Source organism: Tsukamurella strandjordii (genome assembly GCF_039525985.1).
Classification (GTDB): domain Bacteria; phylum Actinomycetota; class Actinomycetes; order Mycobacteriales; family Mycobacteriaceae; genus Tsukamurella; species Tsukamurella strandjordii.
Map to the genome: position 1 here is coordinate 15,643 of NZ_BAAAII010000013.1, position 23,224 is coordinate 38,866.

The 23,224-nt window shown below is 70.5% G+C and carries 23 protein-coding genes; 11 read left to right on the forward strand and 12 right to left on the reverse strand.

The features are described 5' to 3' along the window. The 3 genes from ABD108_RS20175 to ABD108_RS20185 form a co-directional block, all read left to right on the forward strand. Positions 1-459, forward strand: a 459-nt coding sequence (locus tag ABD108_RS20175; protein WP_343931221.1) for a lysophospholipid acyltransferase family protein, incomplete at its 5' end; no start/stop codon positions are given. Positions 460-531: 72 nt separating this feature from the next. Then, a complete protein-coding gene (locus tag ABD108_RS20180) occupies positions 532-1,503 on the forward strand; it encodes a hypothetical protein (RefSeq protein WP_343931222.1) in 972 nt (323 codons plus the stop codon). Positions 1,504-1,626: 123 nt separating this feature from the next. Next, positions 1,627-2,556, forward strand: coding sequence for a YciC family protein (locus ABD108_RS20185; protein WP_305110981.1), 930 nt, complete (start codon positions 1,627-1,629; stop codon positions 2,554-2,556). A 57-nt stretch (positions 2,557-2,613) separates the two neighbouring features. Here ABD108_RS20185 and ABD108_RS20190 read toward each other — a convergent pair whose 3' ends face one another. Genes ABD108_RS20190 through ABD108_RS20200 form a run of 3 tightly spaced genes read right to left on the reverse strand, consistent with a single transcriptional unit; the run spans position 2,614 to position 4,386 of the window. Continuing rightward, a complete protein-coding gene (locus tag ABD108_RS20190; RefSeq protein ID WP_343931223.1) occupies positions 2,614-3,366 on the reverse strand; it encodes an alpha/beta fold hydrolase in 753 nt (250 codons plus the stop codon). An 8-nt stretch (positions 3,367-3,374) separates the two neighbouring features. Continuing rightward, the gene (locus ABD108_RS20195; protein ID WP_220658091.1) at positions 3,375-3,701 is read right to left on the reverse strand and encodes a branched-chain amino acid transporter permease; all 327 of its coding nucleotides are present in this window, start codon (positions 3,699-3,701) and stop codon (positions 3,375-3,377) included. Beyond that, entirely contained in the window at positions 3,694-4,386 is a 693-nt protein-coding gene (locus tag ABD108_RS20200) for an AzlC family ABC transporter permease (protein WP_343931224.1), read from the reverse strand. The genes ABD108_RS20195 and ABD108_RS20200 overlap by 8 nt, the downstream gene beginning before the upstream one ends. A gap of 82 nt (positions 4,387-4,468) precedes the next feature. Here ABD108_RS20200 and ABD108_RS20205 point away from each other — a divergent pair, with 82 nt between their 5' ends. From ABD108_RS20205 to ABD108_RS20220, 4 genes are all read left to right on the forward strand, one after another. Then, positions 4,469-4,900, forward strand: a complete 432-nt coding sequence (locus ABD108_RS20205) for an Lrp/AsnC family transcriptional regulator (RefSeq protein ID WP_220658093.1) — start codon at positions 4,469-4,471, stop codon at positions 4,898-4,900. After that, positions 4,897-5,844, forward strand: coding sequence for a phosphotransferase enzyme family protein (locus tag ABD108_RS20210; RefSeq protein ID WP_343931225.1), 948 nt, complete (start codon positions 4,897-4,899; stop codon positions 5,842-5,844). The genes ABD108_RS20205 and ABD108_RS20210 overlap by 4 nt, the downstream gene beginning before the upstream one ends. Before the next feature lie 4 nt (positions 5,845-5,848). After that, positions 5,849-7,135: an aspartate aminotransferase family protein gene (locus tag ABD108_RS20215; protein WP_343931226.1), complete on the forward strand. Its 1,287-nt coding sequence runs from the start codon at positions 5,849-5,851 to the stop codon at positions 7,133-7,135. Positions 7,136-7,286: 151 nt separating this feature from the next. Continuing rightward, positions 7,287-8,198, forward strand: a complete 912-nt coding sequence (locus ABD108_RS20220; RefSeq protein WP_343931227.1) for a hypothetical protein — start codon at positions 7,287-7,289, stop codon at positions 8,196-8,198. 6 nt (positions 8,199-8,204) lie between these two features. Here the strand turns inward: ABD108_RS20220 and ABD108_RS20225 are convergent, their stop codons facing one another. Genes ABD108_RS20225 through ABD108_RS20250 form a run of 6 tightly spaced genes read right to left on the reverse strand, consistent with a single transcriptional unit; the run spans position 8,205 to position 15,836 of the window. Beyond that, positions 8,205-8,879, reverse strand: coding sequence for a response regulator (locus ABD108_RS20225; RefSeq protein WP_220658097.1), 675 nt, complete (start codon positions 8,877-8,879; stop codon positions 8,205-8,207). Beyond that, positions 8,876-11,425 carry an ATP-binding protein gene (locus ABD108_RS20230; RefSeq protein ID WP_343931228.1) on the reverse strand — a complete coding sequence of 850 codons (2,550 nt, stop codon included), beginning with the start codon at positions 11,423-11,425 and terminating at the stop codon, positions 8,876-8,878. The genes ABD108_RS20225 and ABD108_RS20230 overlap by 4 nt, the downstream gene beginning before the upstream one ends. Positions 11,426-11,448: 23 nt before the next feature. After that, positions 11,449-12,051, reverse strand: coding sequence for a potassium-transporting ATPase subunit KdpC (gene kdpC / locus ABD108_RS20235; RefSeq protein ID WP_343931229.1), 603 nt, complete (start codon positions 12,049-12,051; stop codon positions 11,449-11,451). A gap of 13 nt (positions 12,052-12,064) precedes the next feature. Beyond that, positions 12,065-14,092 (reverse strand): potassium-transporting ATPase subunit KdpB, encoded by a 2,028-nt coding sequence (gene kdpB / locus ABD108_RS20240; RefSeq protein ID WP_220658100.1) that lies wholly within the window; start codon positions 14,090-14,092, stop codon positions 12,065-12,067. Continuing rightward, positions 14,089-15,747, reverse strand: coding sequence for a potassium-transporting ATPase subunit KdpA (kdpA, locus tag ABD108_RS20245; RefSeq protein ID WP_305110973.1), 1,659 nt, complete (start codon positions 15,745-15,747; stop codon positions 14,089-14,091). Before kdpA ends, kdpB begins: the two co-directional genes overlap by 4 nt. After that, complete coding sequence (locus tag ABD108_RS20250) at positions 15,747-15,836, reverse strand: potassium-transporting ATPase subunit F (protein WP_220658102.1); 90 nt, start codon at positions 15,834-15,836, stop codon at positions 15,747-15,749. The genes kdpA and ABD108_RS20250 overlap by 1 nt, the downstream gene beginning before the upstream one ends. Before the next feature lie 92 nt (positions 15,837-15,928). Between ABD108_RS20250 and ABD108_RS20255 the strand changes: the two genes are divergently transcribed. After that, on the forward strand, positions 15,929-17,137 hold the full coding sequence (locus ABD108_RS20255) for an MFS transporter (protein WP_220658103.1): 1,209 nt from the start codon (positions 15,929-15,931) through the stop codon (positions 17,135-17,137). Positions 17,138-17,144: 7 nt separating this feature from the next. Here ABD108_RS20255 and ABD108_RS20260 read toward each other — a convergent pair whose 3' ends face one another. Beyond that, the gene (locus ABD108_RS20260; protein WP_220658104.1) at positions 17,145-18,749 is read right to left on the reverse strand and encodes a dolichyl-phosphate-mannose--protein mannosyltransferase; all 1,605 of its coding nucleotides are present in this window, start codon (positions 18,747-18,749) and stop codon (positions 17,145-17,147) included. 15 nt (positions 18,750-18,764) lie between these two features. On the opposite strand from ABD108_RS20260, the gene rsmI reads away from it, so the two are divergent. Beyond that, positions 18,765-19,616, forward strand: a complete 852-nt coding sequence (gene rsmI, locus ABD108_RS20265) for a 16S rRNA (cytidine(1402)-2'-O)-methyltransferase (protein WP_305110971.1) — start codon at positions 18,765-18,767, stop codon at positions 19,614-19,616. Here the strand turns inward: rsmI and ABD108_RS20270 are convergent. Together ABD108_RS20270 and ABD108_RS20275 are read right to left on the reverse strand one after the other, a co-directional pair. After that, positions 19,589-20,059: a hypothetical protein gene (locus ABD108_RS20270; RefSeq protein ID WP_343931230.1), complete on the reverse strand. Its 471-nt coding sequence runs from the start codon at positions 20,057-20,059 to the stop codon at positions 19,589-19,591. The two genes, rsmI and ABD108_RS20270, sit on opposite strands and share 28 nt — an antisense overlap. Before the next feature lie 35 nt (positions 20,060-20,094). Next, the gene (locus tag ABD108_RS20275; protein WP_343931231.1) at positions 20,095-21,207 is read right to left on the reverse strand and encodes an aminodeoxychorismate synthase component I; all 1,113 of its coding nucleotides are present in this window, start codon (positions 21,205-21,207) and stop codon (positions 20,095-20,097) included. 121 nt (positions 21,208-21,328) lie between these two features. On the opposite strand from ABD108_RS20275, the gene ABD108_RS20280 reads away from it, so the two are divergent. Further along, positions 21,329-21,607 carry an LppP/LprE family lipoprotein gene (locus ABD108_RS20280; RefSeq protein ID WP_305110969.1) on the forward strand — a complete coding sequence of 93 codons (279 nt, stop codon included), beginning with the start codon at positions 21,329-21,331 and terminating at the stop codon, positions 21,605-21,607. Between the two features lie 66 nt (positions 21,608-21,673). After that, the gene (gene metG / locus ABD108_RS20285) at positions 21,674-23,224 is read left to right on the forward strand and encodes a methionine--tRNA ligase (protein ID WP_343931232.1); all 1,551 of its coding nucleotides are present in this window, start codon (positions 21,674-21,676) and stop codon (positions 23,222-23,224) included.

Consider the following 23,224-nt stretch of genomic DNA (forward strand, 5'->3'; position numbering starts at 1 on the left):
GGCGAGGCCGTGATCGTCTATCCCGAGGCCACCATCAGCCGCAGCTTCGAGCTCAAGGAGTTCAAGACGGGCGCGGCGCGGATGGCGCTCGAGGCGGATGTGCCGATCGTTCCCATCGCGATCTGGGGCACCCAGCGGATCTGGTCCAAGGGCACCGAGCGCAGGCCGGGGCGGCACCGGTATCCGGTGGTGGTGCAGGTGGGCGAGGCCCTCGAACCGCACGGATCGCCCGACGATCCCGCCGCCGTCGCCGCGCTCACCGAACGACTGCGCGCCGCGATGGGCAAGGAGCTGCTGCTCGCCCAGACCGGGTTCCCGGCGCCCGCCGGTGAGGCGTGGGTGCCGGCCCGGCTCGGCGGTGGCGCACCGGCGCCCGACGTGGCTGCTGAGCTGGAGCGCGAGGAGTTCGCGCAGCGGCGGGCCCGGCGTGCGGCCCGCGCGGCCAAGAAGTCGTCATAAAGACGGATATGGTGCAGGTCACTCCGGGTTGGTAGGTTTGCCGGGATCGATCGTCAGCGACGGAGGAGACCTATGACGCAGCCGCCGAACTACCCCGGCGACAACCAGGGTGGCTTCCCGCCGCCGCAGGATCCGCAGCAGCCGGGCGGCCAGCCGGGGCAGGGATTCCCGCCCCCGCCGCAGCAGCCCGCTCCCGGCTTCCCGCCGCCGCAGGGTGCGCAGGGCTTCCCACCGCCGCAGGGCGCGCAGGGTTTCCCGCCGCCGCAGCCGGGCCAGGGCTACCCGCCCCCGCCCGCCGGTGGCTACCCGCCCGTGCAGGGCGGCTACGGCGCACCGTACGGCGGCCCGCAGAAGTTCAACCTGGGTAACGGCTTCTCCTGGGCCTGGAACAAGTTCACCAAGAATGCGCTCGCGCTGATCGTTCCCGTCATCGTGTACGGCATCATCCTCGGCGTCATCGCCGGCGTCGGCTACTCGCTGGTGTACTCGAACGGCCTCGACAGCGTGACCACCGATGACTCGGGGAACATGACGGCAGCCCTGAACCAGACGGGCACAGTCGAAGCGATCATCTTCTCGTTGATTCTGACGGTGGTCGCCTACCTCATCACCGCTGCGTACGTCTCGGGGCTGTTCGATATCGCCGACGGCAAGCAGGTGGGCATCGGCTCGTTCTTCAAGCCCCGCAATGCGGGCCAGGCCATCCTGACTGCCGCGGTGCTCGGCCTCGTGGCCGGGCTCGTCGGTTCGATCCCCTACGTGGGCTTCATTCTCCAGATCGTGGTCGGGTTCATCGCCACCTTTGCGATCCTCGTGGTCGTCGACCGCGGCGTCTCGCTGGCCGATGGCGTGAAGCAGGGCCTCGATGTGATCAAGCGTGACGTGGGCAATTCGATTCTCGTCGTCGTTGTCGCCGGTCTTCTCGTCCTGGTCGGATCGATGTGCCTCGTCGGCTCGCTCATCGCTGTGCCGGTGGCGGGCCTGCTGCTGGTGAACGCCTACCGCCTGATCTCGGGCGGCCAGGTGGCTCCGGCCACCCCGTAGCGACAGACGAAACGGCCCGCCCCGTGTTTCGGGGCGGGCCGTTTCGTGTCTCGGACCGCACGGTGGTGTTGCGCCACTTGATATGTTTGCTGCGATAAACAGTTCAATGACGGAGGAGACTTTATGACGCAGCCGCCGAACTACCCCGGCGACAACCAGGGCGGGGTGCCGCCCCAGGACCCGCAGCAGCCGGGCGGACAGCCGGGGCAGGGGTTCCCTCCGCCGCAGCAGCCCGGACAGGGCTTCCCGCCGCCGCAGGGCGCGCAGGGCTTCCCGCCTCCGCAGCAGGGTGCCGGTTATCCGCCGCCCGCCGGCGGCTACCCGCCCGCGCCGGGCGGCTACGGCGCCCCGCAGACGCAGTACAGCGTGGGCGACGCGTTCAGCTGGGCGTGGAACAAGTTCACCAAGAACGCCTGGCCGCTGATCGGTGCCGCGCTGGCCTTCGCCGTCATCATGGCGGTCGTGAGCTCGCTCGTGTACTGGGTCTTCTCGCTGACGATCACCAACGTGCAGGAGGTCGACTACGACGACGGGTCGATCGGGTACACCGGCGACCTCACCGCGGGATCGTACGTGACGGGCATCATCGGGATCGCGGTGATCGTGTACCTCGCGTTGCTCATCCAGGCCTCGTACACCACCGGACTGTTCGACATCGCGGACGGCCGCAAGGTCACCGTCGGCTCGTTCTTCAAGCCGCGCAACTTCGGCTCCGCCGCGGGCGCCTCCGTCCTGGTGACGCTGGCGCTGATCGTCGGCTACATCCTCTTCATCATCCCGGGCATCATCGCCGCCTTCTTCCTGGCGTACTCGGTGCTGTTCGCGGTGGATAAGAACATCGGTGGCGGCGCGGCGCTCAAGGCGAGCTTCAACGCCGTCAAGGCGAACGCGGGCAACTCGATCCTCACCACCTTCCTCGCGGGCCTGGTCTCGGCCCTGGGCGCGGTGCTCTGCTACGTCGGCGCACTGGTCACCGGCCCCCTCGGACAGCTGGTGCAGATCTACGCCTACCGCACCCTCACCGGTGGGCAGGTCGCACCGAAGACGCAGTAGTCCTCGGACGTCGCACAGCGGCCCGTTCCACCTCGGTGGGGCGGGCCGTTCGCGTTCTCAGGCAAGGAAATCGAGCACTGCGCGATGGAACCGGGCCGGCGCCTCGCGGTGCACGGTGTGCCCGCCGCCCAGTTCGCGGAACTCACCGTGCGGCAAGGCATCGGCCACCAGGCGCAGGTGCTCGGGCTTGAGGAAATCGAGGGGGCCGCCGGAGATCACCAGCGCCGGCTGCGGCGTGCTCGCCACCCGCTCCCACCACGTAGGGTCCGGATCGAACTGCGGCAGCACCGAATCCATCATGGTCTTGTCGAAATTGACCAGCGCGCCCGGTGATTGCACCACCTGCTTGACCGCCAGGCGCAGCCGCCGTGCCGTGATCGGTGCATCCATCGATTCCGGCACCTGGTCCGCGTGCTGGGGCAGCGGGGGCATCTCCTCGAGCGCCAACCGGCGTACCGCATCCGGCCGCCGCCAGGCCAGGCGCAGCGCGGTCTGCCCGCCCAGGGAATGGCCCACCACATCGAACCGGTCCAGGCCCAGCTCGTCCACCACCCGCTCGGCGTCCGCGGCGAGTTCGTCGAGCAGATACTCGGGGGAGTGGTCGCTGCCGCCGTGGCCCCGCTGGTCGTAGGTGATCGTCGGGCGGCCCGCGGCGCGCAATGCCCGCGCCGTGCGGCGCCAGGTCCGGTGGTCGGCGGCCATCCCGTGGATCAGCACCACGGGCGGACCCGACGGTGCCGCCACCTCGCGGCGCTGCGCGCGCAATCGCACGTCGCCGGACCGGATGTAGTGGTGTCGCACCCGGTCCATCGTGCCACTCATCCCAGGGCGTAGCTCAGCGCGATACACACCCCGGTGCCCGCGACGATGCTGAGCACCGCGTTCCGGCGGGCCAGGTGCACGGCGGCGGTGGCCGCAACTCCCGCGAGCTGGGGAATGCCGTGCGCCGAGGCCGCGTAGTCGACCGACGCCAGGCAGTACGCGGCCAGCACGATCGCCGCACCGGCGGGCATCCAGCGACCGAAGTCCGCCAGGAGGGGAGAACCGCGCAGCACGCTCGCCAGGCCGAACGGGGCGAGGCGCAGAGCGAAGGTCACCGCCGCGGTCACGGCGACCCCCGCGAGCAGATAGGACACGCTAGGCATCGGCCAGCTCCTCCTCCCGCACCGCGGTTGCGGATCGACGACCGGCGTAGTGCCGCACCATCAGCAGGCCCGCGAAGGCGGCCATCGCCACCAGCAGCATCGCGCCCGGGGTGAGGGTCACGCCGATCACCGCCGCGCCCACCGCGAGTGCCGCGGTCACGCGGTCCCGGTCCGCGCGGTAGGCGTCGATCACCAGCACCACGAACAGCGCGGTGAGCACGAAGTCCACGCCGGGAACGTCCTTGAGGAAGGCGCCGCCGGCGAGCGCGCCGCACAGCGAACCGGTGACCCACGATCCGTGCAATCCGGCTTGGGTCACCAGGATTCGCCGCCCCGTCATCGTGCCCGACGGTGCCGTGGTCACCAGCACGTAGGCCTCGTCGACGAGGGCGTACACGCTGTAGGTCTTGGCGATCCGGCCCGTCACGGCGTGCAGCGGGAAGGTGAGCCCGTAGAACAGGTGGCGCGAGTTGACCAGGAAGGTGGTCGCGGCGATCGCCGCCAAAGGCGTGGCGGCGGCGAGCATTCCGACGAGCAGGAACTCGACCGAACCCGCCAGCACCACGGCGGAGGTGATCGGGGCCATCCACCAGGGGAGCCCGTTGCTGGTGACGACGACACCGAATCCGAGGCCCAGCACGAACAATCCGAACCAGACGACGGCGACGCGGGAGGGAACCTTCACGAAGAACAATCCTATTTCGAACTTCGCGCAATAGGGTTGCCAATATTCGCCCAGAGTGGGAGAAGTGCGCAATAATAGTGTGATGGATTCCCTCGATCGAGCAATTCTGGACGAGCTGGTCCGGGATGGGCGCCTGACCAACCAGGAACTGGCGCACCGCGTCGGCCTCACACCGGCACCGTGCCTGCGGCGCGTGCGCCGGCTGGAGGCCGACGGCGTGATCACCGGCTACACGGCCGTCCTCGACCCCGCCGCGCTCGGCAAGGGATTCGAGGTCCTGATCAACGCCGATCTCTCGGCCAACGACCGGGCTTCGGTGGAGGCCTTCGAATCCCGGGTCGCCGCGATGGAGGAGGTGATCGAGGTGCGCCGCATGTTCGGGCTGCCCGACTATCTGATCCGGGTCCGCGTCGCGGATGCCGAGGCCTTCGAGAAGTGGCTCACCACCCACCTCATGGGCGACCCCGCCATCGTCCGGGTGGATTCGAGGATGACGATGAAGGTGGTCAAGTGAGCGAGGCCCCCGACGGTGCGGTGGCCGCCCGCATGCTCGCGGCGGTGTGGCCGGGCGCCACCGTGGAGCCGCTGCTGGAGAGCGAGAACGCCACGTACCGCGTGCGCGGCGGCGAACGTCCCGCCGTGCTGCGGCTGCACCGGCCCGGCTACCAGAACGATGCCGCGATCGTGTCCGAGCTGGACTGGATCGATGCCCTGCGGCGCGCCACCGATGTGTCCCTCGTCGAGCCCCTCACCACATCGGGCGGGCGCATCCTCGCCGATCCCGCGACCCGCCGCCGCGCCGTGCTATTCGCCGAGGTACCCGGCGGCCCCGTTCCCGACGATCAGCTCGACGCGGCGCATTTCGCCGCCCTGGGGGCGATCGCGGCCACCTTCCATCACCACGCCGAGCGCTGGACCCGCCCGGCGGGATTCACCCGCTTCTCCTGGGACGTCGATGACACCATCGGACGTCGCCCGCGGTGGGGGGACTGGCGCACGGGGCTGGGTGTGACCGCGGCGCACCGTCGCGCGATCGCCCCGGCGGCCGCCCGCGCGGCGGAACGGATCGACGCCCTCGGGCGCACCCCCGACCGGTACGGGCTGATCCACGGCGATCTGCGGGCCGCGAACCTGATCACCGCGGGTGACGGATTCACCGTGATCGACTTCGACGACAGCGGGTTCGGCTGGCACCTCTTCGAATTCGCGGCGGCCACCTCCTTCGTCGAGACCGATCCGCGGCTGCCCGCGTGGGCGAGCGCGTGGATCGCGGCGTATCGCGGAGGGCGTGATCTCCCCGCGGAACACGAGGCGCTCCTCGCCGATTTCGTGATCCTGCGGCGTTTGCAATTGCTGGGTTGGCTGGGCACTCACGGGCATGCGCTGGAAGCGGATCCGGCTTTTGCGGACGGCACCGCCGAACTGGCGCAGGCGTACCTGGGCGGGCGGCTACTGTGAGCGCGTGAGCTTCCCGGAATCGGTCGCCGCGCACGTGGTGCGCTACGGCGGCACCTTCGCGCCCCTGCCCATCGACCGCGCCGAGGGCACCTACGTGTACTCGGGTGATCGCCGCTGGCTCGACTTCACCTCCGGCCAGATGAGCGCGATCCTCGGGCACAGCCATCCGGCGATCGTGGACACCGTGCGCCGCGAGATCGGCACCCTCGATCACCTCTTCTCGGGGATGCTCTCGCCACAGGTGGTGACGCTGGCGGAGCGGCTCGCCGCCACCCTGCCCGCGCCACTGAGCCACGTGCTGCAACTGACCACCGGCGCCGAGTCCAACGAGGCCGCACTGCGGATGGCCAAGCTGTACACCGGCAAGCACGAGATCGTCAGCTTCTCCAAGTCCTGGCACGGCATGACCGCCGGCGCCGCCGCGGCCACCTACTCGTCGGGGCACAAGGGCTACGGCCCCACCGCGCCCGGCAACTTCGCCCTGCCCACGCCGAACGCCTACCGCTCGCGGTTCGTGGACGCCGCGGGCAAGTACGACTGGGAGTCGGAGTTGGACTTCGGCTTCGAGCTCATCGACGCGCAGTCCACCGGGTCGCTCGCCGCGTGCCTGGTGGAGCCGATCCTCAGCTCCGGCGGCATCATCGACGTGCCCGTCGGCTACCTCGCGGCCCTGCGGCGCAAGTGCGACGAGCGGGGCATGCTGCTCATCGTCGACGAGGCGCAGACCGGCCTGTGGCGCACCGGCGCCGCGTACGCCTTCGAACGCGACGGCATCGTCCCCGACATCCTCACCCTCTCCAAGACCCTCGGCGCGGGGCTGCCCATCGCCGCCGTGGTGACCAGCGCCGAGATCGAGCAGGTGTGCCACGAGCGCGGTTTCCTGTTCTTCACCACGCACGTCAGCGATCCGATGGTGGCCGCGGTCGCGACCACGGTGCTCGACGTCCTGGGCGATGGCGTCGACGACGGGGTCGCCCGGGAGGTCGCGGCCCGCGGCGCCCGGCTGCGCGCGGGACTCGATGAGCTCGCACGGCGGCACCAGGCCATCGGCGACGTCCGCGGCCGCGGACTCATGCAGGGCATCGAACTGGTCACCGACCGCGACACCAAGGAACCGGCCAACGAGCTGGGGAAGCTGGTCACCCAGCGCTGCTACGACCGCGGGCTGCACATGAACGTGGTGCAGCTGCCCGGCATGGGCTCGATCTTCCGGATCGCGCCGCCGCTCACCGCCACCGACGCCGAGCTCGACGACGGCCTCGCCATCCTCGATTCCGCCCTGACCGGATAGGCGTCGCCGGCCGGTCGGTACCGCTCCTGCGTGACTCTCCGATTCTGTCCGCACCGGACAAGTTGTCCGGTGCGGACGAAATCCGAGAGTCGTTCGTCACTGTGGGCCCTGCGGCGTACCCTCGGCGCAACGCTGGACTTCGGGGGGAGCCATGCACAATTTCGTGGAACGGACGACGCCGAAACGCGATCGGCTGTTGCAGTTCACTGCGGCGCGGGTCGGTCTCGACATCGTGCTGCGGGACGGGTTCGGCGCGGTGAGCCTGACCCGGATCGCCGAACTGCTCACTGTCACCGCGGACTTCGAGGTGTCCGAGCGAACCCTGCGCAGGCGCTACGGCACCCCGGCCAGGCTGATCTTCGGCGCGCCGTGGTGGCTCCCCGACCCGTACGCCGCCACGGCGAGGGTGTTGCACCCACGCCCGCTGCCGCAGGGACCGGTGTGGCCCACGGGCCCGGATGCCGACGCCGCCTCAGTGATCGAGGGTGACGATTTCGAATGGCCGCCCGCCGAGTTCTTCACCGCCGCCGGCATCGCGGATCCGCTCGGCGATCTCGACTACGCATCGCCGTGTCCGATCTCGCTCCGCGACTTCCTGCACGACCTGCACATCGTGGAGTCGGCGCATCTCCTGGGCGGTGATGTCGCCCGGCAGCTCGCGGCGATTCGCGCACTCGCGGGCGCCGAACCCGACGTCGGAGCGTGGCTGGCGGCAGCGACGCAAGCCCACGTCGAGCGGCTCGCACCCGTCCTCGCCACGGTGTTCGGCCTCGCAGGTCAAAGTGCGGCCCTGGCGGCCCACGCCTATGCCGGCGCCGCCCGGGAACTGGAGCCGGCCCTGTCGGCGCTGGCGGTAGCCCGTTCCCGCCTCCGCGGGGGAGACCGCGACGCCGATGTGCGCGGGGCGGGAGCCGCGCTGCACCGCGCCCGGGCGGAGGTGTTCGCGCAGTTCACCGAGATTCTGTCCGTCACGGACAGAATCCGAGAGCCGTCGGAACGGGGCACCGTCGTCTCCGTGGGCGGGCCCGACGCGGGGCTGCCCTTCCGCCGCCGCGGGCTCTGACGCCGATCAGGGCACGAAGCGGTAGCCCATTCCGGGCTCGGTGACGAAGTACCGCGGGTGGGCCGGGTCCGGTTCCAGTTTGCGGCGCAGCTGGGCCAGGTACACGCGCAGGTAGTTGGTCTCGCGCGAGTACGACGGGCCCCACACCTCGTGCAGCAGGGTCTGCTGCGAGACCAGCCGATCGGCATTGCGCACCAACAGGTCCACGATCTTCCACTCGGTGGGCGTGAGCCGCACCGGCTTACCGTCGCGGGTCACCGTGCGGGCCTCGAAGTTCACCTCGAAGGCGTCGGTGGTCACCGGGGCGGGGGCATCCACCAGCCCGGTGCGGCGGACCTGCGCCCGCACCCGGGCGAGGAACTCGTCCATGCCGAAGGGTTTGGTCACGTAGTCGTCGGCGCCGGCGTCCAGCGACTCCACCTTGTCGTCGCTGCCGTGCCGCGCCGACAGCACGATCACCGGCGAGGCGCAGAACTCGCGCAGCTTCGACAGCACCGTGACCCCGTCGATATCGGGCAGGCCCAGGTCGAGGATCACCACATCGGGTGTGCGCTCGCGCGCGATCTGCAGCGCCGACCGGCCGTCGCCCGCCGTCTCCACCTCGTACCCGCGGGCCTTGAGATTGATCCGCAGCGTGCGGCAGATCGCCGGCTCGTCATCGACCACCAGAACGAACGTCACGACATCTCCTTCGCATCCGGTGAAACCGGCTGTGCCGCCGGTAGGTCGACGATCATCGTGAGGCCGCCACCCGGGGTGTCCTCCGCGGTGATCGTGCCACCCATGGCCTCGGTGAGACCGCGCGCCACCGCCAGGCCCAGACCCACACCATTGCCCGCGGGTGCATCGCCCATCCGCTGGAAGGGCGCGAACATCTTCTCGCGCTGCGCCTCCGGGACCCCGGGACCGTGATCACGCACGTGCACCTGCAGGCGATCGCCGTCCGGGGTGTGCACCCCGGACACACCCACCGTGACCGGCGTGCCGTCCGAGTGCCGCACCGCGTTCTCCACCAGATTCGCCAACACCCGCTCCAGCAGGCCGGGATCGGCCATCGCGGTGGGCGCATCGTCGGCGAACTCGAACGACAGATCGGCATCGGGGAGTGCGGTCCAGATCGCGGGCAGCACCTCCTCGATCCCCACCTCGCGGGTGAGCAGGGTCAGCGAATCCGATTCCAGCCGCGACATGTCCAGCAGATTCCCCACCAGGGAATCGAGCCGGTCGGCGCTCTCCTCGATGGTCTCCAGCAGATCGGCCTCGTCCTGCTCGGACCACTCCACATCGTCGCTGCGCAGCGAGGTGACGGCCGCCTTGATCCCGGCCAGCGGGGTGCGCAGATCGTGGGAGACCGCGCTCAGCAGCGCCGTTCGGGCACGGTTGCCCTCGGCGAGGGCCCGTGCCTGGCTCGCGGCGGCCGTCAGCGCATCCCGGTCCATCCGCGCCGCGGCGTGCGCCGCGAAGGCCACCAGCAGTCCGTGCTCGGACGCCGACAGCGGGGCGCCGTTCACGGCGAGCGCGACGGTATCGCCGATCACCGAGGCGTCCGTCGCGTCCTCCGGGGTCGACGGGGCGTCACCGTCGGAGTACACCACCGTCCACGGGTCCGACGGGGTCTCGCGCCGCAGCAGCGAGGCACCGCGCAGGCCGAACGTGGACACCGCCTCGTCGAGCAGGGCGGGCAGCTCGTCGTCGGCGGCCAGCAGCGTGTCGGCCAGGCCCGACAGCACGTCCGCCTCCGCCCGTGCCCGTGCCGCGCGGGCCGTCTGCCGCGCGGCCAGCGAGACCACGCTGGCCACGGCTATCGCGGTGAGCACGAACATCACCACCGCGAAGACGTTCTCCCCGGACGACACCGTGAACGTGTAGAGCGGCGGCGCGAAGTAGTAGTTGAGCAGCACCGAGCCCAGCAGCGCCGCCGGCACCGCCGGGCGGATGCCGCCCACCAGGGCCACCGCCACCGTCAGCATCAGGTACAGCATCAGCTCGGTGGCGAACGAGTGGTAATCGCGGGTGTTGGCGAGCACCGCGGTGAGCGCCGGCGGGCCGGCGAGCGCCAGCACCCAGCCGGCGATGGTGCGCCGCTTTCCCAGGAGCGCCGAATCGGAGCGATCCAACCGCGGCAGGCCGCGGCGGCGCTGCGCGCCCGCGGCGCGCTCGTGCGTCACCACGTTCACGTCGATATCGCCCGAACCGTCGATCACTGCGTCCGACACCGACCGCCGGAACAACGACGCGATCGGTCGGTGCCGCGACTGGCCCAGCACGATCCGGGCCGCATTGATCGACTGCGCGTACTGCAGGATCGCCGCGGCCACATCGTCGCCGGTCACGATCTGGAAGGTGCCGCCGAGGGATTCGGTGAGCTGCCGCAGCTGCGTGAGGGCGGCCGGGGAGGCGCCGGACAGGCCGTCGCTGCGCGCCACGTACAGGGCCTTCAACTCACCGCCCGCGCCCTTCGCAGCGAGCCGGGCACCGCGCCGCAGCAGGGTGGTGCCCTCCGGCCCGCCGGTCAGGGCCACCACGGTGCGATCCCGGGTGGGCCACACCGTGGAGATGCCCTGCGCGGAGCGGTACTGCTCCAGCTTCTCGTCCACCCGGTCGGCCAGCCACAGCAGCGCGAGTTCCCGCAGCGCCGTGAGGTTTCCGACCCGGAAGAAGTGGGAGAGCGCGGCGTCCACCTTCGCCGGCGCGTAGATGTTGCCGTGCGCCATGCGGCGGCGCAGCGCCTCCGGCGTCATGTCCACCAGCTGCACCTGATCGGCCGCGCGCAGGACCGCGTCCGGGATGGTCTCGCGCTGGCGCACGCCCGTGATCGACTCGACCACATCGCCCAGCGACTCGAGGTGCTGGATGTTCACCGTGGTGATCACGGTGATCCCCGCCTCGAGCAGTTCGACGATGTCCTGCCAGCGCTTCTCGTTGCGGGAGCCGGGGGTGTTGGTGTGCGCCAGCTCGTCGACCAGGGCCACGGTGGGATGGGCCGCGATCACCGCGTCGGTGTCCATCTCCTCCAGCACCGCGCCGCGGTACTCCATGCGCCGCCGGGGGATCACGTCCAGCCCCATGAGCTGCGCCTCGGTCTGCGGCCGGCCGTGCGTCTCCACGTAGCCCACCACCACCGAGGTGCCGCGCGAGGCCCGTCGAGCACCCTCGGTGAGCATGGCGTAGGTCTTGCCCACGCCGGGAGCGGCGCCGAGGTAGACGCGCAACTGCCCCTTCGGCATTGGTCCCCTTCTTACGTCCGCAGTTACTTCCCGGTAGTGCTGAGCGCGAGGTTCAGATTCACCACATTAACCCGTTCCTGGCCCAGATAGCCCAGCTGACGGCCCTGCGTGTGCGCGCCGACCAGCGCGGACACCTGCTCGGCGCTCAGCCCGCGCGCCTTCGCGACCCGGGCCACCTGCTGCCGCGCGTAGGCGGGGGAGATGTACGGATCCACGCCGGAGAAGCTGGCGGTCACCGCATCGGCGGGAACCTCGGACGGGGCCACGGGCTTTCCCGGGACGGAGTCCTCGGCAGCCACCTTCGCGCGGCGCTCCTCGATCAGCGCCACCAGCTTGTCGCTGAACGGGCCCAGATTGGTGCCGCCGGTGGCGGTGGTGTCGTACTCGGACGCCGAGGGCCGCGCGTGGAACCACTGCGGACCGTCGAAGGGCTGCGCGAGCAGCGCCGAGCCGACCACCTGCCCGTCGCGTTCGATCTGCGAGCCGTTGGCCGCGCCCGAGAAGGCCACCTGCCCCACGCCCCAGATCACCAGGGGGAACAGGCCACCGAGGATCACGGTGAGCACGAGAAGCATGCGCAGCCCGGCGAGCAACTGGCGCGGGGCGGTGGTGAAGACGTCGTTCATGTGTCGTCCCTTTCTAGGACAGGCCCGGTAGCAGCGAGACCACGAGGTCGATCAGCTTGATCCCGATGAACGGCACGATGATGCCGCCGAGGCCGTAGATCGTCAGGTTGCGGGCGAGCAGCTTGTCGGCCGCCTTGGCCGTGTACTTCACGCCCCGCATCGCGAGCGGGATCAGCGCCACGATGATCAGCGCGTTGAAGATCACCGCCGACAGGATCGCCGACTGCGGGCTGGACAGCCGCATCACGTTGAGCACGTCCAACTGCGGCGCCAACGGCACGAACATCGCGGGGATGATCGCGAAGTACTTCGCGACGTCGTTGGCGATGGAGAACGTGGTCAGCGCGCCGCGGGTGATGAGCAGCTGCTTGCCGATCTCCACCACGTCGATCAGCTTCGTCGGGTCGGAGTCCAGGTCGATCATGTTCCCGGCCTCCTTCGCGGCGGAGGTGCCCGTGTTCATCGCAACGCCCACATCGGCCTGCGCCAGCGCGGGCGCGTCGTTGGTGCCGTCGCCGGTCATCGCGACCAGCCGGCCGCCCTCCTGCTGCCGCTTGATCAGCGCCAGCTTGTCTTCCGGGGTGGCCTCGGCGAGGTAATCGTCGACGCCCGCCTCCTCGGCGATGGCCTTCGCGGTGAGCGGATTGTCGCCCGTCACCATCACGGTGCGGATGCCCATGGCGCGCAACTGCGCGAAGCGGTCCGCCATGCCCTCCTTGACCACGTCCTTGAGGTGCACCACGCCGTGCAGCTGCGGGGCCGCACCGGGCTGCGCGTAGGCCACCACCAGCGGGGTGCCGCCGGACGCGGAGATCTCATCCACGATCAGTCGGGTGTCCACGGCGCCCAGCGTCTCGGTGTCACCGTGCTCGGTGGCCACCCACGAGAGCACGGCCGCGGACGCGCCCTTGCGCACCCGGGTGCCGTCGGGCAGGTCCACACCGGACATGCGGGTCTGCGCCGTGAACGGGACGACGGTGCCGATCTGCACGGTCGGCGCCTCGTGGCCCTGCGCCTCGGCGAGGTCCACGATGGAACGCCCCTCGGGCGTCTCGTCGGCCAGCGAGGCCAGCAGCGCGTTGCCCGCGAGGGTGTGCTCGGTGACGCCCGCGACGGGGTGGAAGGACGTGGCGCGCCGGTTGCCGTAGGTGATGGTGCCGGTCTTGTCGAGCAGCAGGGTCGAGACATCGCCCGCGGCCTCCACGGCGCGGCCCGATTTCGCGATCACGTTGCGCTGCACCAGCCGGTCCATGCCTGCGATGCCGATCGCCGAGAGCAGCGCACCGATCGTGGTGGGGATCAGGCACACCAGCAGGGCCACCAGCACCACGATGTCGATCTGGCCGCCGGAGTAGATCGCCATCGGCTGCAGCGTGGCCACGGCCAGCAGGAAGATGATGGTGAGCACCGTCAGCAGGATGTTGAGCGCGATCTCGTTCGGCGTCTTCTGCCGGTTCGCGCCCTCCACGAGGCCGATCATCCGGTCGATGAAGCTCTTACCGGGCTCGGTCTTGATCTCCACCACGATCCGGTCGGACAGCACGCGGGTGCCGCCGGTGACGGCGCACCGGTCGCCGCCGGATTCCCGCACCACGGGGGCGGATTCGCCGGTGATGGCGGATTCGTCGACCGTGGCCATGCCCTCGACCACGTCGCCGTCGCCGGGGATCACCTCGCCGGCCTCGACGATCACCTGATCGCCCACGTGCAGCTGCGAGCCGGGCACCTGCTCCTCGCCGGTCGCGGTCCTGCGGCGCGCGACGGTCTCCGTCTTCGCCTTGCGCAGCGATTCCGCCTGCGCGCGGCCGCGGCCCTCGGCCACCGCCTCGGCGAGGTTCGCGAACAGCACCGTGGCCCAGAGGAAGACGGTGACCGACCAGGCGAACACCGAGGGATTCACGATGGCGAGTGCGGTGGTGTACACCGACGACAGCCACACCACGAAGACCACCGGCTGGCGGATCTGCGTGCGGGGATCGAGCTTGGCGACCGCGCGGGGGAGCGCGGACTTCAGTTCAGCCGGGCTGAGCGCAGCGCTCACCGGGTCACCTCCGAGATCGGCGCGAGCGCGAGGGCGGGGACGAACGTGAGTCCGGCCACCAGCACCACGACGCCCACGGTGAGGCCCACGAACAGCGGGCGATGGGTGGGAATGGTTCCCGCGGTGGTCGGCACGGGCTGCTGCTTCGCGAGCGCACCCGCGAGGGCGAGGATCGCGACCATCGGCGCGAACCGGCCGAGCAGCATCGCCGCGCCGAGCGTGTAGTTGAACCACGGGGTGTCCACCGACAGGCCCGGGAAGGCGCTGCCGTTGTTGTTGGCGGCGGAGGCGAAGGCGTACAACACCTCCGACAGGCCGTGCGGCCCGTCGTTGGCCATCGCGGCGGTGCCCTGGTCCTGGATCACCGTGGACGCGGTGCCCACCAGCACGAGCGCCGGCATCACCAGGATGTACAGCGCCGCCAGGGTGATCTCCTGCCGGCCGATCTTCTTGCCGAGGTACTCGGGGGTGCGGCCCACCATGAGACCGCACAGGAACACCGTGAGCACGGCGATCACCAACATCCCGTACAGGCCCGAGCCCACGCCACCGGGGCTGACCTCACCGAGCAGCATGTTCACCAGGGCGGCACCGCCGGCCCCGGGGGTGAGACTGTCGTGCGAGGCGTTCACCGCGCCGGTCGAGGTACTCGTGGTGGCCGTCGCGAACAGCGATGTGCCCCACTGCCCGAACTGCAACTCCTGGCCCTCCAGCGGGGCGCCGGCCGCGCGCGGCGCGGTGCCCTGCCCGGCGAGCTGCGACCACGTCGAGATCGCCAGCGAGACCGAGAAGATCACGCCCATCGCGCCGAGGATCGCGTAGCCCTGCCGGTGGCTGCCCACCAGATTGCCCAGCATGCGCGGCAGCGCCACCGGGATGAGCAGGATGAGGAAGATCTGGAACAGGTTGGTCGCGGCCGTCGGGTTCTCGAACGGGTGCGCCGAGTTCGCGTTGAAGTAGCCGCCGCCGTTCGTGCCGAGGAGCTTGATCACCTCCTGCGAGGCCACCAGGCCGCCCGTGAGCACCTGCTTGCCGCCGTCGATGGTCGCGATGTCGTGCCGCTGCCACAGCGTCTGCACCACGCCCTGCGCCATGAGGATCACCGCGCCGATCACCGAGATCGGCAGCAGCACCCGCAGCGTGATCCTGGTCAGGTCCACCCAGAAGTTGCCCAGCCGGTCGGTGCGCGAGCGCACGAAACCGCGGATCAGCGCAACCGCCACGGCGATGCCGACGGCGGCGGAGACGAAGTTCTGCACCGCGAGGCCCACGGCCTGCGCGATCAGGTTCGCCATCGACTCGCCGCCGTACCACTGCCAGTTGGTGTTGGTGACGAACGAGATCGCGGTGTTGAGCGCCTCGTCGAAGCGCCACTGCCGCGGCGCGAAACCGGGCAGCCAGCCCTGCACCAGCAGCAGGATCGTGAGCCCGATGATGCTCACCGCGCTGAACGCCAGCGCGGCCACCGCGTAGGTGCGGTAGCCCTGCTCGGCCTCCGGATCGGCGCCGACCGCCTTGTACACGACCTTCTCCACGCGCCAATGCCGCGGAGTGGTCACCACGTGCGCCAGGTAGTCACCGAGCGGTCGGTAACAGATCGCCAGCGCGGCGACCAGCGTGAGGATCGTCAGAATGCCCGACGAGGTGTTCCCCATCAGAACTGCTCCGGGCGCAGCAGCGCGTACAGCAGGTACGCGAGGGTGAGGATCGCGGCCCCGAGGGCCAACGCGTTGGAGATGTCCATGGCCTCCACCTGACACCCCGAATCGGACGACAACGCCCGTCGTTAACGGCCCCCATGCGGGTCTTAACGACTTCTTGACGGATAATTCCTCGGTGACCGAACCTGCCGCCCTCGCATCCGAACGGCAGCGGATTCCGCCCGAGGTGTGGGTACTGGTCGCGGCCAGTTTCGTGATCGCACTCGGCTACGGCGTGGTGGCCCCCGCGCTGCCCGCCTTCGCCCGCACCTTCGACGTGGGCATCACCGCGGCCTCCGCCGTGGTGAGCGTCTTCGCGATCATGCGGCTCGCCTTCGCACCCGCCACCGGACCGCTGGTGCGGCGGCTCGGCGAGCGCTCGATCTACATGGCGGGCCTGCTGATCGTCGCGGCGTCCACCCTCGCGGTGGCCTTCGCACAGACCTACTGGCAGCTGCTGCTCTTCCGCGGCCTGGGCGGCGTCGGCTCGGTGATGTTCACGGTGTCCGCGATGGGCCTGATGATCCGCATCGCCCCGTCCGAGATCCGCGGCCGGGTGGCCGGCGTCTACTCGTCGAGTTTCGTGCTGGGCGGCATCTGCGGCCCGCTGCTGGGCGGCGCGCTGGTGGGCTTCGGCCTGCGGGTGCCCTTCGTGGTCTACGCCGCCGCGCTGGTGATCGCGACCGCGGTGGTGTGGTTCGCGCTGCGCAACTCGCAGCTGGCCCAGCCCTCGGCCGACGACGCCGGACCGGGGACGACGGTGCGCGAGGCCCTCGGCGATTCCGCCTACCGCGCGGCGCTGTTCACCGCCGTGATCTACGGCTGGGTGTTCTCCATGCGCGTCTCGCTGCTGCCGCTCTTCTTCGGCGACGTGCTGCACCAGCCCGCCGCGATCGCCGGCTACGCCCTCGCCGCCTATGCGCTGGGGGACGTGCTGGCCATGTTCCCCGCCGGCCGCGCCTCCGATCGGTTCGGCCGCCGCCCATTCATCGTGACCGGCATGCTGGTGATCGCCGTGGGCACCGCGGCGCTCGGCTTCACCGATTCGGTGCTCGTGGCCTTCCTCGTCACCGTGGTCGCCGGCTTCGGCACCGGCCTGGTGGCGCCCACGATCCAGGCCTCGCTGGCCGATGTGCTGCACGGCAAGGGCCGCGGCGGCAGCGCCCTCTCGGCCTACCAGATGGCGCAGGACGCGGGCACCATCAGCGGCCCCCTGCTGGCCGGCGCCATCGCCCAGTTCTTCGGCTACACCTGGGCGTTCGTGGTCACCGCGATCCTGTGCGTCTTCGCCGCCGGGGCCTGGATGCTGGCCCGCGAGACCAGGATCGCCACCGTCGCCCGGTGACGCGCCGCTACTGCCAGCTGGGCAGCCACAGCTCCAAGCGCCACCACCACATCGGGATCGGCGCGGCGGTCAGGATCGGCCACAGCCACGCGAAGTTGAGCACCACCAGCGTCGTGTACAAGACCACGACCCACTGTCCGAGCTGCTTGCGCTCGAAACCGAAGTACTTCGAGCGACCGTCCAGGCCCAGCACCTCGCGGCAGATCAGGGCGATCATGATGCACAGGAAGGGCATCAGCGTGAGCGCGTAGAAGTAGTACATCTGCCGGTCGAGATTGAGGAACCACGGCAGATAGGTGGCGAAGTACATGGTGACCGGGGCGGCGTAGGCCCAGTCCCGCTTGACGAACATCTTCCACAGCGACCACAGCACCACCGGGACCGCGATCCAGGTGAGCGCGGGCGTACCCACCGCCATCACCGCGCGCACGCAGGGGCCGTCGCCGCACATGCCGCTCGATTGGTCGGCGGTGTAGTGGTACAGCATCGGCCGCAGGCCCATCGGCCAGGTCCACGGTTTCGATTCCCACGGATGGTGATTGCCCGCCGAGTTGGTGAGGCTGTCGTGGAACTTGAGGATCGTGCTCTCGTAGTAGAACAGCGAGCGCAACGAATCCGGCACCCAGCCGAACGTGCCGCCGCTGGGCACCTGATTGCCCACCGCGTACCGGAAGACCGCGGTCTCCGAGGCGAACCACGCCCAGAAGGTGCCCAGGTACACCAGCACCGGGGTCACCCCGAGCGACATGCCCGACGGCACCACATCGCGCAGCAGCGTGCCCACCCAGGGCTTCTGCACGCCGTACGCGCGACGGTTCGCCACATCGAAGGCCAGCGACAGCACCAGGACGCCGATCAGGAAGTAGATGCCCGACCACTTCACACCGCACGCCAGGCCCACCATCAGCGCCGCCGAGAAGCGCCACCAGCGGAAGCCCAGCCGCGGGCCGTACGGGGAATCGTCGATCCGGCCCTCGACCGCCACCCGGTGCAGCCGCTCGCGCATCTGATCGCGGTCCACCAGGATCATCGAGAACGCGGCGAAGCCGAAGAAGACCAGGAAGATGTCGAGCAGCGCCACCCGCGACGAGACCATCGTGAGTCCGTCGCAGATCAGGAACAGGCCCGCGAGGCCGCCGATCAGCGTGGACCGCGACAGCCGCCGCGCCGCGCGGATCACCAGGAGGACCAGCAGGGTGCCGCACACCGCCGACATGAACCGCCAACCCATCGGCCCGTAGCCGAAGAGCCACTCGCCGATCGCGATCATCCACTTGCCCACCGGCGGGTGCACGATCAGGCCGAACCCGGGGTTGTCCTCGATCCAGCGGCCGCTGTCGAGCACCTGCCAGCCCTGCGGCGCGTAGTGCTTCTCGTCGAAGACGGGCGTCTGCACCGCCTGGGTGCCGAGGAAGCCGTCGTTGCTGGGGTAGCCCAGGGTGAAGAAGCGGGTGGCCGCAGCCACTGCGGTGAGCACGAGGGTCACCGTCCAGCCGAAGCCGCGGTCGGTGGCGCCGAAGACGGCGGGCGGCAGCGTGGGGCCCGGGCTCACGACTGCGCGGACCGGAGGGCGCTCGTGCGCGGGCGTTGCCAGTGCGGTCACCCGCCCCATCGTAGGGTGTTACCTGTGGGATCCCAGGAGGCGCAGGACGGAGCGGGTGTTCTCGTCGTGGCGGGAGTCCCGATGGGCAACCCCGGCGACGCCACCGCCCGGTTGATCGCGGCGCTCGGCGAGGCCGACATCATCGCCGCCGAGGACACCCGGCGGGCCCGCACCCTCGCCTCCCAGCTCGGTGTGGAGCTCCGCGGCCGGGTCCTCAGCTTCTACGACCACAACGAGCAGGGTCGTATCCCGCAGCTGCTCGACGAGATCGCCGGCGGAGCCCGCGTCCTGCTGATCACCGACGCCGGGATGCCCTCGGTCTCCGATCCGGGATACCGCCTGGTCGCCGCCGTCGTCGAGGCCGGGCACGCCGTCACCTGCCTCCCCGGCCCCTCGGCCGTGACCACCGCGCTGGCGCTGTCCGGGCTCCCCGTCGAACGGTTCTGCTTCGACGGATTCGCCCCGCGCAAGTCCGGCGCCCGCCGCACCTGGCTCGCCGAGCTCACCACCGAACGCCGCGCCTGCGTCTTCTTCGAATCCCCGCACCGGCTCGCCGAGACCCTCGCCGACGCCGCCGACGTGCTCGGGCCGGACCGCCGGGCGGCCGTGTGCCGCGAGCTCACCAAGACCTACGAGGAGGTGCGGCGCGGCCCGCTCGGCGAGCTCGCCGCCTGGGCGGCCGACGGGGTGCGCGGGGAGATCACCGTGGTCATCGCCGGTGCCGCGGCCGTCTCCACCGACCCCACCGATCACCTCGGTGCCGTGCTGCGCCGCGTGGAGGCGGGGGAGCGGCTCAAGGACGCCTGCGCGGCCGTCGCCGCGGAGACCGGTGCCTCCAAACGCGAGCTCTACGAGGCGGCGCTCGCCGCGCGCTGAGTCAGGATCAGCCGCAGGGCGCCCACCACCACGATCCCGCCCACCGCGAGATCCAGATAGTGGCAGGCCATCGCCCCCGCGTACGTGGGGCCGCCCCAGGCGTTCACCGTGAAGTTCGGATCCAACCCCGCCAGGACCTGCACCCCGGCCCGGAAGGCCGCGAACACCAGCAGCCCGAGCAGCGGCGCCGCCACCGCCAGTCGCAGCGGCGTGAGCGCCGGGCGGCGCGGCCGCCACCGTCGGCGCACCACGACCGCCACCAGGACCACCCCGACCACCGCCACCACCGCGTGCTGCGGCCAGGCCGCGGTCCACGGGACGAAGCCCGCCACCTGCGGATCGCGCCGCGTGTACAGCCATCCGCCGAATCCCACGCCGGCCGCGAAGGCGGCCCCGAGCAGCAGCAGGAAACGACGGATCAGGGGAGTGCGGACATCGACCATGGGGTGAGCCTCGCGCCCCGCGGCGCCCGCCGTCATCACTCCTGAGAGCGATATCCGACGATCGACGAGGCCTTGTCCAGGCACTCCCGCCACTCCGCGTCGGGCTCCGAATCGATGGTGATGCCCCCACCCACCCCCAACCGCAGGCGCCCGTCACGGGCCTCGACGGTGCGGATCGCTACGTTGAGGTCCAGGCCGGTGCGGGGGTGATCGATCCCGATCGCGCCGCAGTACGTGCCGCGGGTGTGCTTCTCCCACTCCGTGATCCGGGTCCGGGCGGCGATCTTCGGGGTGCCCGTCACCGAGGCGGGCGGGAAGGTGGCGTCGAGCAGATCGCCGCGGGTGATCCCGGGCCGCTGCCGGGCGGTGACCGCCGAGACCAGGTGCCACACCCCGGGGGCCGCCTCGATCCGCAGCAGTTCCGGGGTCCGCACCGTTCCCGTCTGCGCGACGCGGCTCAGATCGTTGCGCACCAGGTCCACGATCATCACGTTCTCCGCGACGTCCTTGCTGCTGGCGCGCAACCGTTCCGGCGGCTCGGCCAGCGGGAGCGTGCCCTTGATCGGGCGCTCGGTGAGCAGGCCGTCGCGCTCGGTGAGGAAGGTCTCCGGGGAGAAGGAGGCCACGGCGCCCCACTCGCCTGAGAGGTACGCGGCCTTGGCGGGTGAGGTGCGGGAGACGATGTCCGCGAACAGGTCCAGCGGATCGCCGTCGAGGTCGCCGTCGAACCGGGTGCACACGTTCACCTGGTACACCTCGCCGGCCCGGATCGCCTCCTGGCACGCGAGCACCGCCGCCCGGTGATCATCGCGGCGGGGCGCGCGCCAGGACGCGCTCCACCGGCCCGCCCGCCCCGGCGCGGGCGGCAGCCCGATGCCGGGATCGGTGCTCTCCCAGGTGCCGTCGGCGCGTTGCAGCAGCAGCGGGCCGGGATCGCCGCCGATCACCTCGGGGAGGAGCCGCCCGTCGCCGGGCACCGCATCCGGGTAGCCGACCAGCCCCAGCCAGGGCGCACCGTCGGGCAGGCGACCGGGCCGCAGCTGCGGGGCCGGGGCGATCACCGCGCGGTAGCCGCCCCAGGAACCCAGCAGCGCCGCGGGACGCAGGCCGCGATCACGCAACGTCCGCAGCAGCTCGACCGGATGCACCGCGCCATCGTGCCACGTGCACTCAGGGCGGATATGGGTGGTTATCCGGATGCGCCGGCACCCCGTTTCACGACAGGGTGTGAGACGAACTTCGAATCGACCGACATGGCAGAGGGTGGAGATGAATCGCGTGATCGACGGCGGCGCCGCACTGGGCGGCCGGCTGACCTGGGTGCACGTGGCGCACAGCGGTGCCCGCAGCCAGGTGCGGTTCTACGTCGACGGTGCGTACGCCGGCACCGCCGCCGCGGAACCCACGCCCGAGACCACCGTGATCGGGGTGGACCACGACGTGGTCTACATCCAGTACGGCGGCGACATCGCCCGTTTCCGGCGCACCGCCGACGATGCGGTCGAGGCCCTCGACGCGGTCCCCGTCGCGGGCGTGCTCTCGGCCTGAGCATCGTCGAATCGCGGTGGGTCCAGCGCAAACGGCCTTGCGCGCCCCCGATAAGCTGGGCCCATCATGGCTGCAGACAAGGCTTTCTACGTCACCACGGCGATCGCGTATCCGAACGGCGTGCCCCACATCGGGCACGCCTACGAGTACATCGCCACCGACACGATCGCGCGCTTCAAGCGCCTCGACGGTTTCGACGTCTTCTTCCTGACGGGAACCGACGAGCACGGCCTCAAGATGCAGCAGGCCGCCGCCAAGGAGGGCATCGAGACCAAGGCCCTCGCCGACCGCAACGCCGCCGCCTTCGAGGCGCTGCAGCGCGCCGTTGGCTCGACCTTCGACCGGTTCATCCGCACCACGGACACCGATCACTACACCGCCTCGCAGGACATCTGGGAGAAGCTCGCCGCGAACGGCGACATCTACCTCGACACCTTCGCCGGCTGGTACTCGGTGCGCGACGAGGCCTACTACGCCGAGGACGAGACCACCCTGCTCGAGGACGGCACCCGCGCCGCCATCTCCACCGGCACCCCCGTGGAGTGGACCGAGGAGGCCTCGTACTTCTTCCGGCTCTCGGCCTACGAGGACAAGCTGCTGAAGCTGTTCGAGGAGCGGCCCGGCTACCTGGAGCCCGCCACCCGGCGCAACGAGATCGTCAGCTTCATCAAGGGCGGCCTCAAGGACCTGTCGATCAGCCGCACCACCTTCGACTGGGGCGTGCCCGTGCCCGGCGACCCGCAGCACGTGATGTACGTCTGGGTGGACGCCCTCACCAACTACCTCACCGGCGCCGGCTACCCGGATGTCGATTCCGAGCAGTTCCAGCGGTACTGGCCGCCGAACCTGCAGATGATCGGCAAGGACATCATCCGGTTCCACGCCGTGTACTGGCCGGCCTTCCTGATGAGCGCCGGGATCGAGCTGCCCGAGCGGGTCTTCGCGCACGGCTTCCTGTTCAACAAGGGCGAGAAGATGAGCAAGTCGGTCGGCAACGTGGTCGACCCGTACCAGCTGATCGCCGCCTACGGCCTCGACGCGGTGCGCTTCTTCCTGCTCCGCGAGGTGAGCTTCGGCCAGGACGGCAGCTACAGCCACGAGGCCATCGTCGGCCGGATCAACGCCGACCTGGCGAACGAGCTCGGCAACCTGGCGCAGCGGTCGCTGTCGATGATCAACAAGAACTGCGCGGGCACGGTGCCCACCCCCGGCGAGTTCACCGCCGAGGACACCGCGCTGCTGGCCCAGGCCGACGCACTGCTCGCGACGGTCCGCGGACACGTCGACAACCAGGCGCTGCACCTGTACCTGGAGTCGATCTGGGCGGTGCTCGCCGAGACCAACCGCTACTTCTCGGCGCAGGAGCCGTGGAAGCTCAAGGCCACGGACCCCGCGCGGATGGGCACGGTGCTCTACGTGACCGCCGAGGTGGTCCGCCAGGTCGCGCTGCTGCTGCAGCCGGTGATGCCGGAATCCTCCGAGGAGTTGCTCACCCTGCTGGAGCAGCCGCGCGACGAGCGGACCTTCGCGGCCGTCGGCACCCGGCTCAAGGCCGGGACCGCCCTGCCGAAGCCGCAGGGCGTCTTCCCGCGCTACGTGGAGCCGGACGCCGAGTAA

Bases quoted from the DNA above. Each gene is read 5' to 3' on its own strand.
- ABD108_RS20220 (WP_343931227.1), top strand. From the start codon at position 7,287: ATGCACAATTTCGTGGAACGGACGACGCCGAAACGCGATCGGCTGTTG.
- ABD108_RS20280 (WP_305110969.1), top strand. From the start codon at position 21,329: ATGAATCGCGTGATCGACGGCGGCGCCGCACTGGGCGGCCGGCTGACC.
- kdpA (WP_305110973.1), bottom strand. From the start codon at position 15,747: ATGGGGAACACCTCGTCGGGCATTCTGACGATCCTCACGCTGGTCGCC.
- ABD108_RS20190 (WP_343931223.1), bottom strand. From the start codon at position 3,366: ATGGACCGGGTGCGACACCACTACATCCGGTCCGGCGACGTGCGATTG.
- ABD108_RS20185 (WP_305110981.1), top strand. From the start codon at position 1,627: ATGACGCAGCCGCCGAACTACCCCGGCGACAACCAGGGCGGGGTGCCG.
- ABD108_RS20250 (WP_220658102.1), bottom strand. From the start codon at position 15,836: ATGGACATCTCCAACGCGTTGGCCCTCGGGGCCGCGATCCTCACCCTC.
- ABD108_RS20205 (WP_220658093.1), top strand. From the start codon at position 4,469: ATGGATTCCCTCGATCGAGCAATTCTGGACGAGCTGGTCCGGGATGGG.
- ABD108_RS20195 (WP_220658091.1), bottom strand. From the start codon at position 3,701: ATGCCTAGCGTGTCCTATCTGCTCGCGGGGGTCGCCGTGACCGCGGCG.
- metG (WP_343931232.1), top strand. From the start codon at position 21,674: ATGGCTGCAGACAAGGCTTTCTACGTCACCACGGCGATCGCGTATCCG.
- ABD108_RS20270 (WP_343931230.1), bottom strand. From the start codon at position 20,059: ATGGTCGATGTCCGCACTCCCCTGATCCGTCGTTTCCTGCTGCTGCTC.
- ABD108_RS20180 (WP_343931222.1), top strand. From the start codon at position 532: ATGACGCAGCCGCCGAACTACCCCGGCGACAACCAGGGTGGCTTCCCG.
- ABD108_RS20260 (WP_220658104.1), bottom strand. From the start codon at position 18,749: ATGGGGCGGGTGACCGCACTGGCAACGCCCGCGCACGAGCGCCCTCCG.
- kdpC (WP_343931229.1), bottom strand. From the start codon at position 12,051: ATGAACGACGTCTTCACCACCGCCCCGCGCCAGTTGCTCGCCGGGCTG.
- ABD108_RS20230 (WP_343931228.1), bottom strand. From the start codon at position 11,425: ATGCCGAAGGGGCAGTTGCGCGTCTACCTCGGCGCCGCTCCCGGCGTG.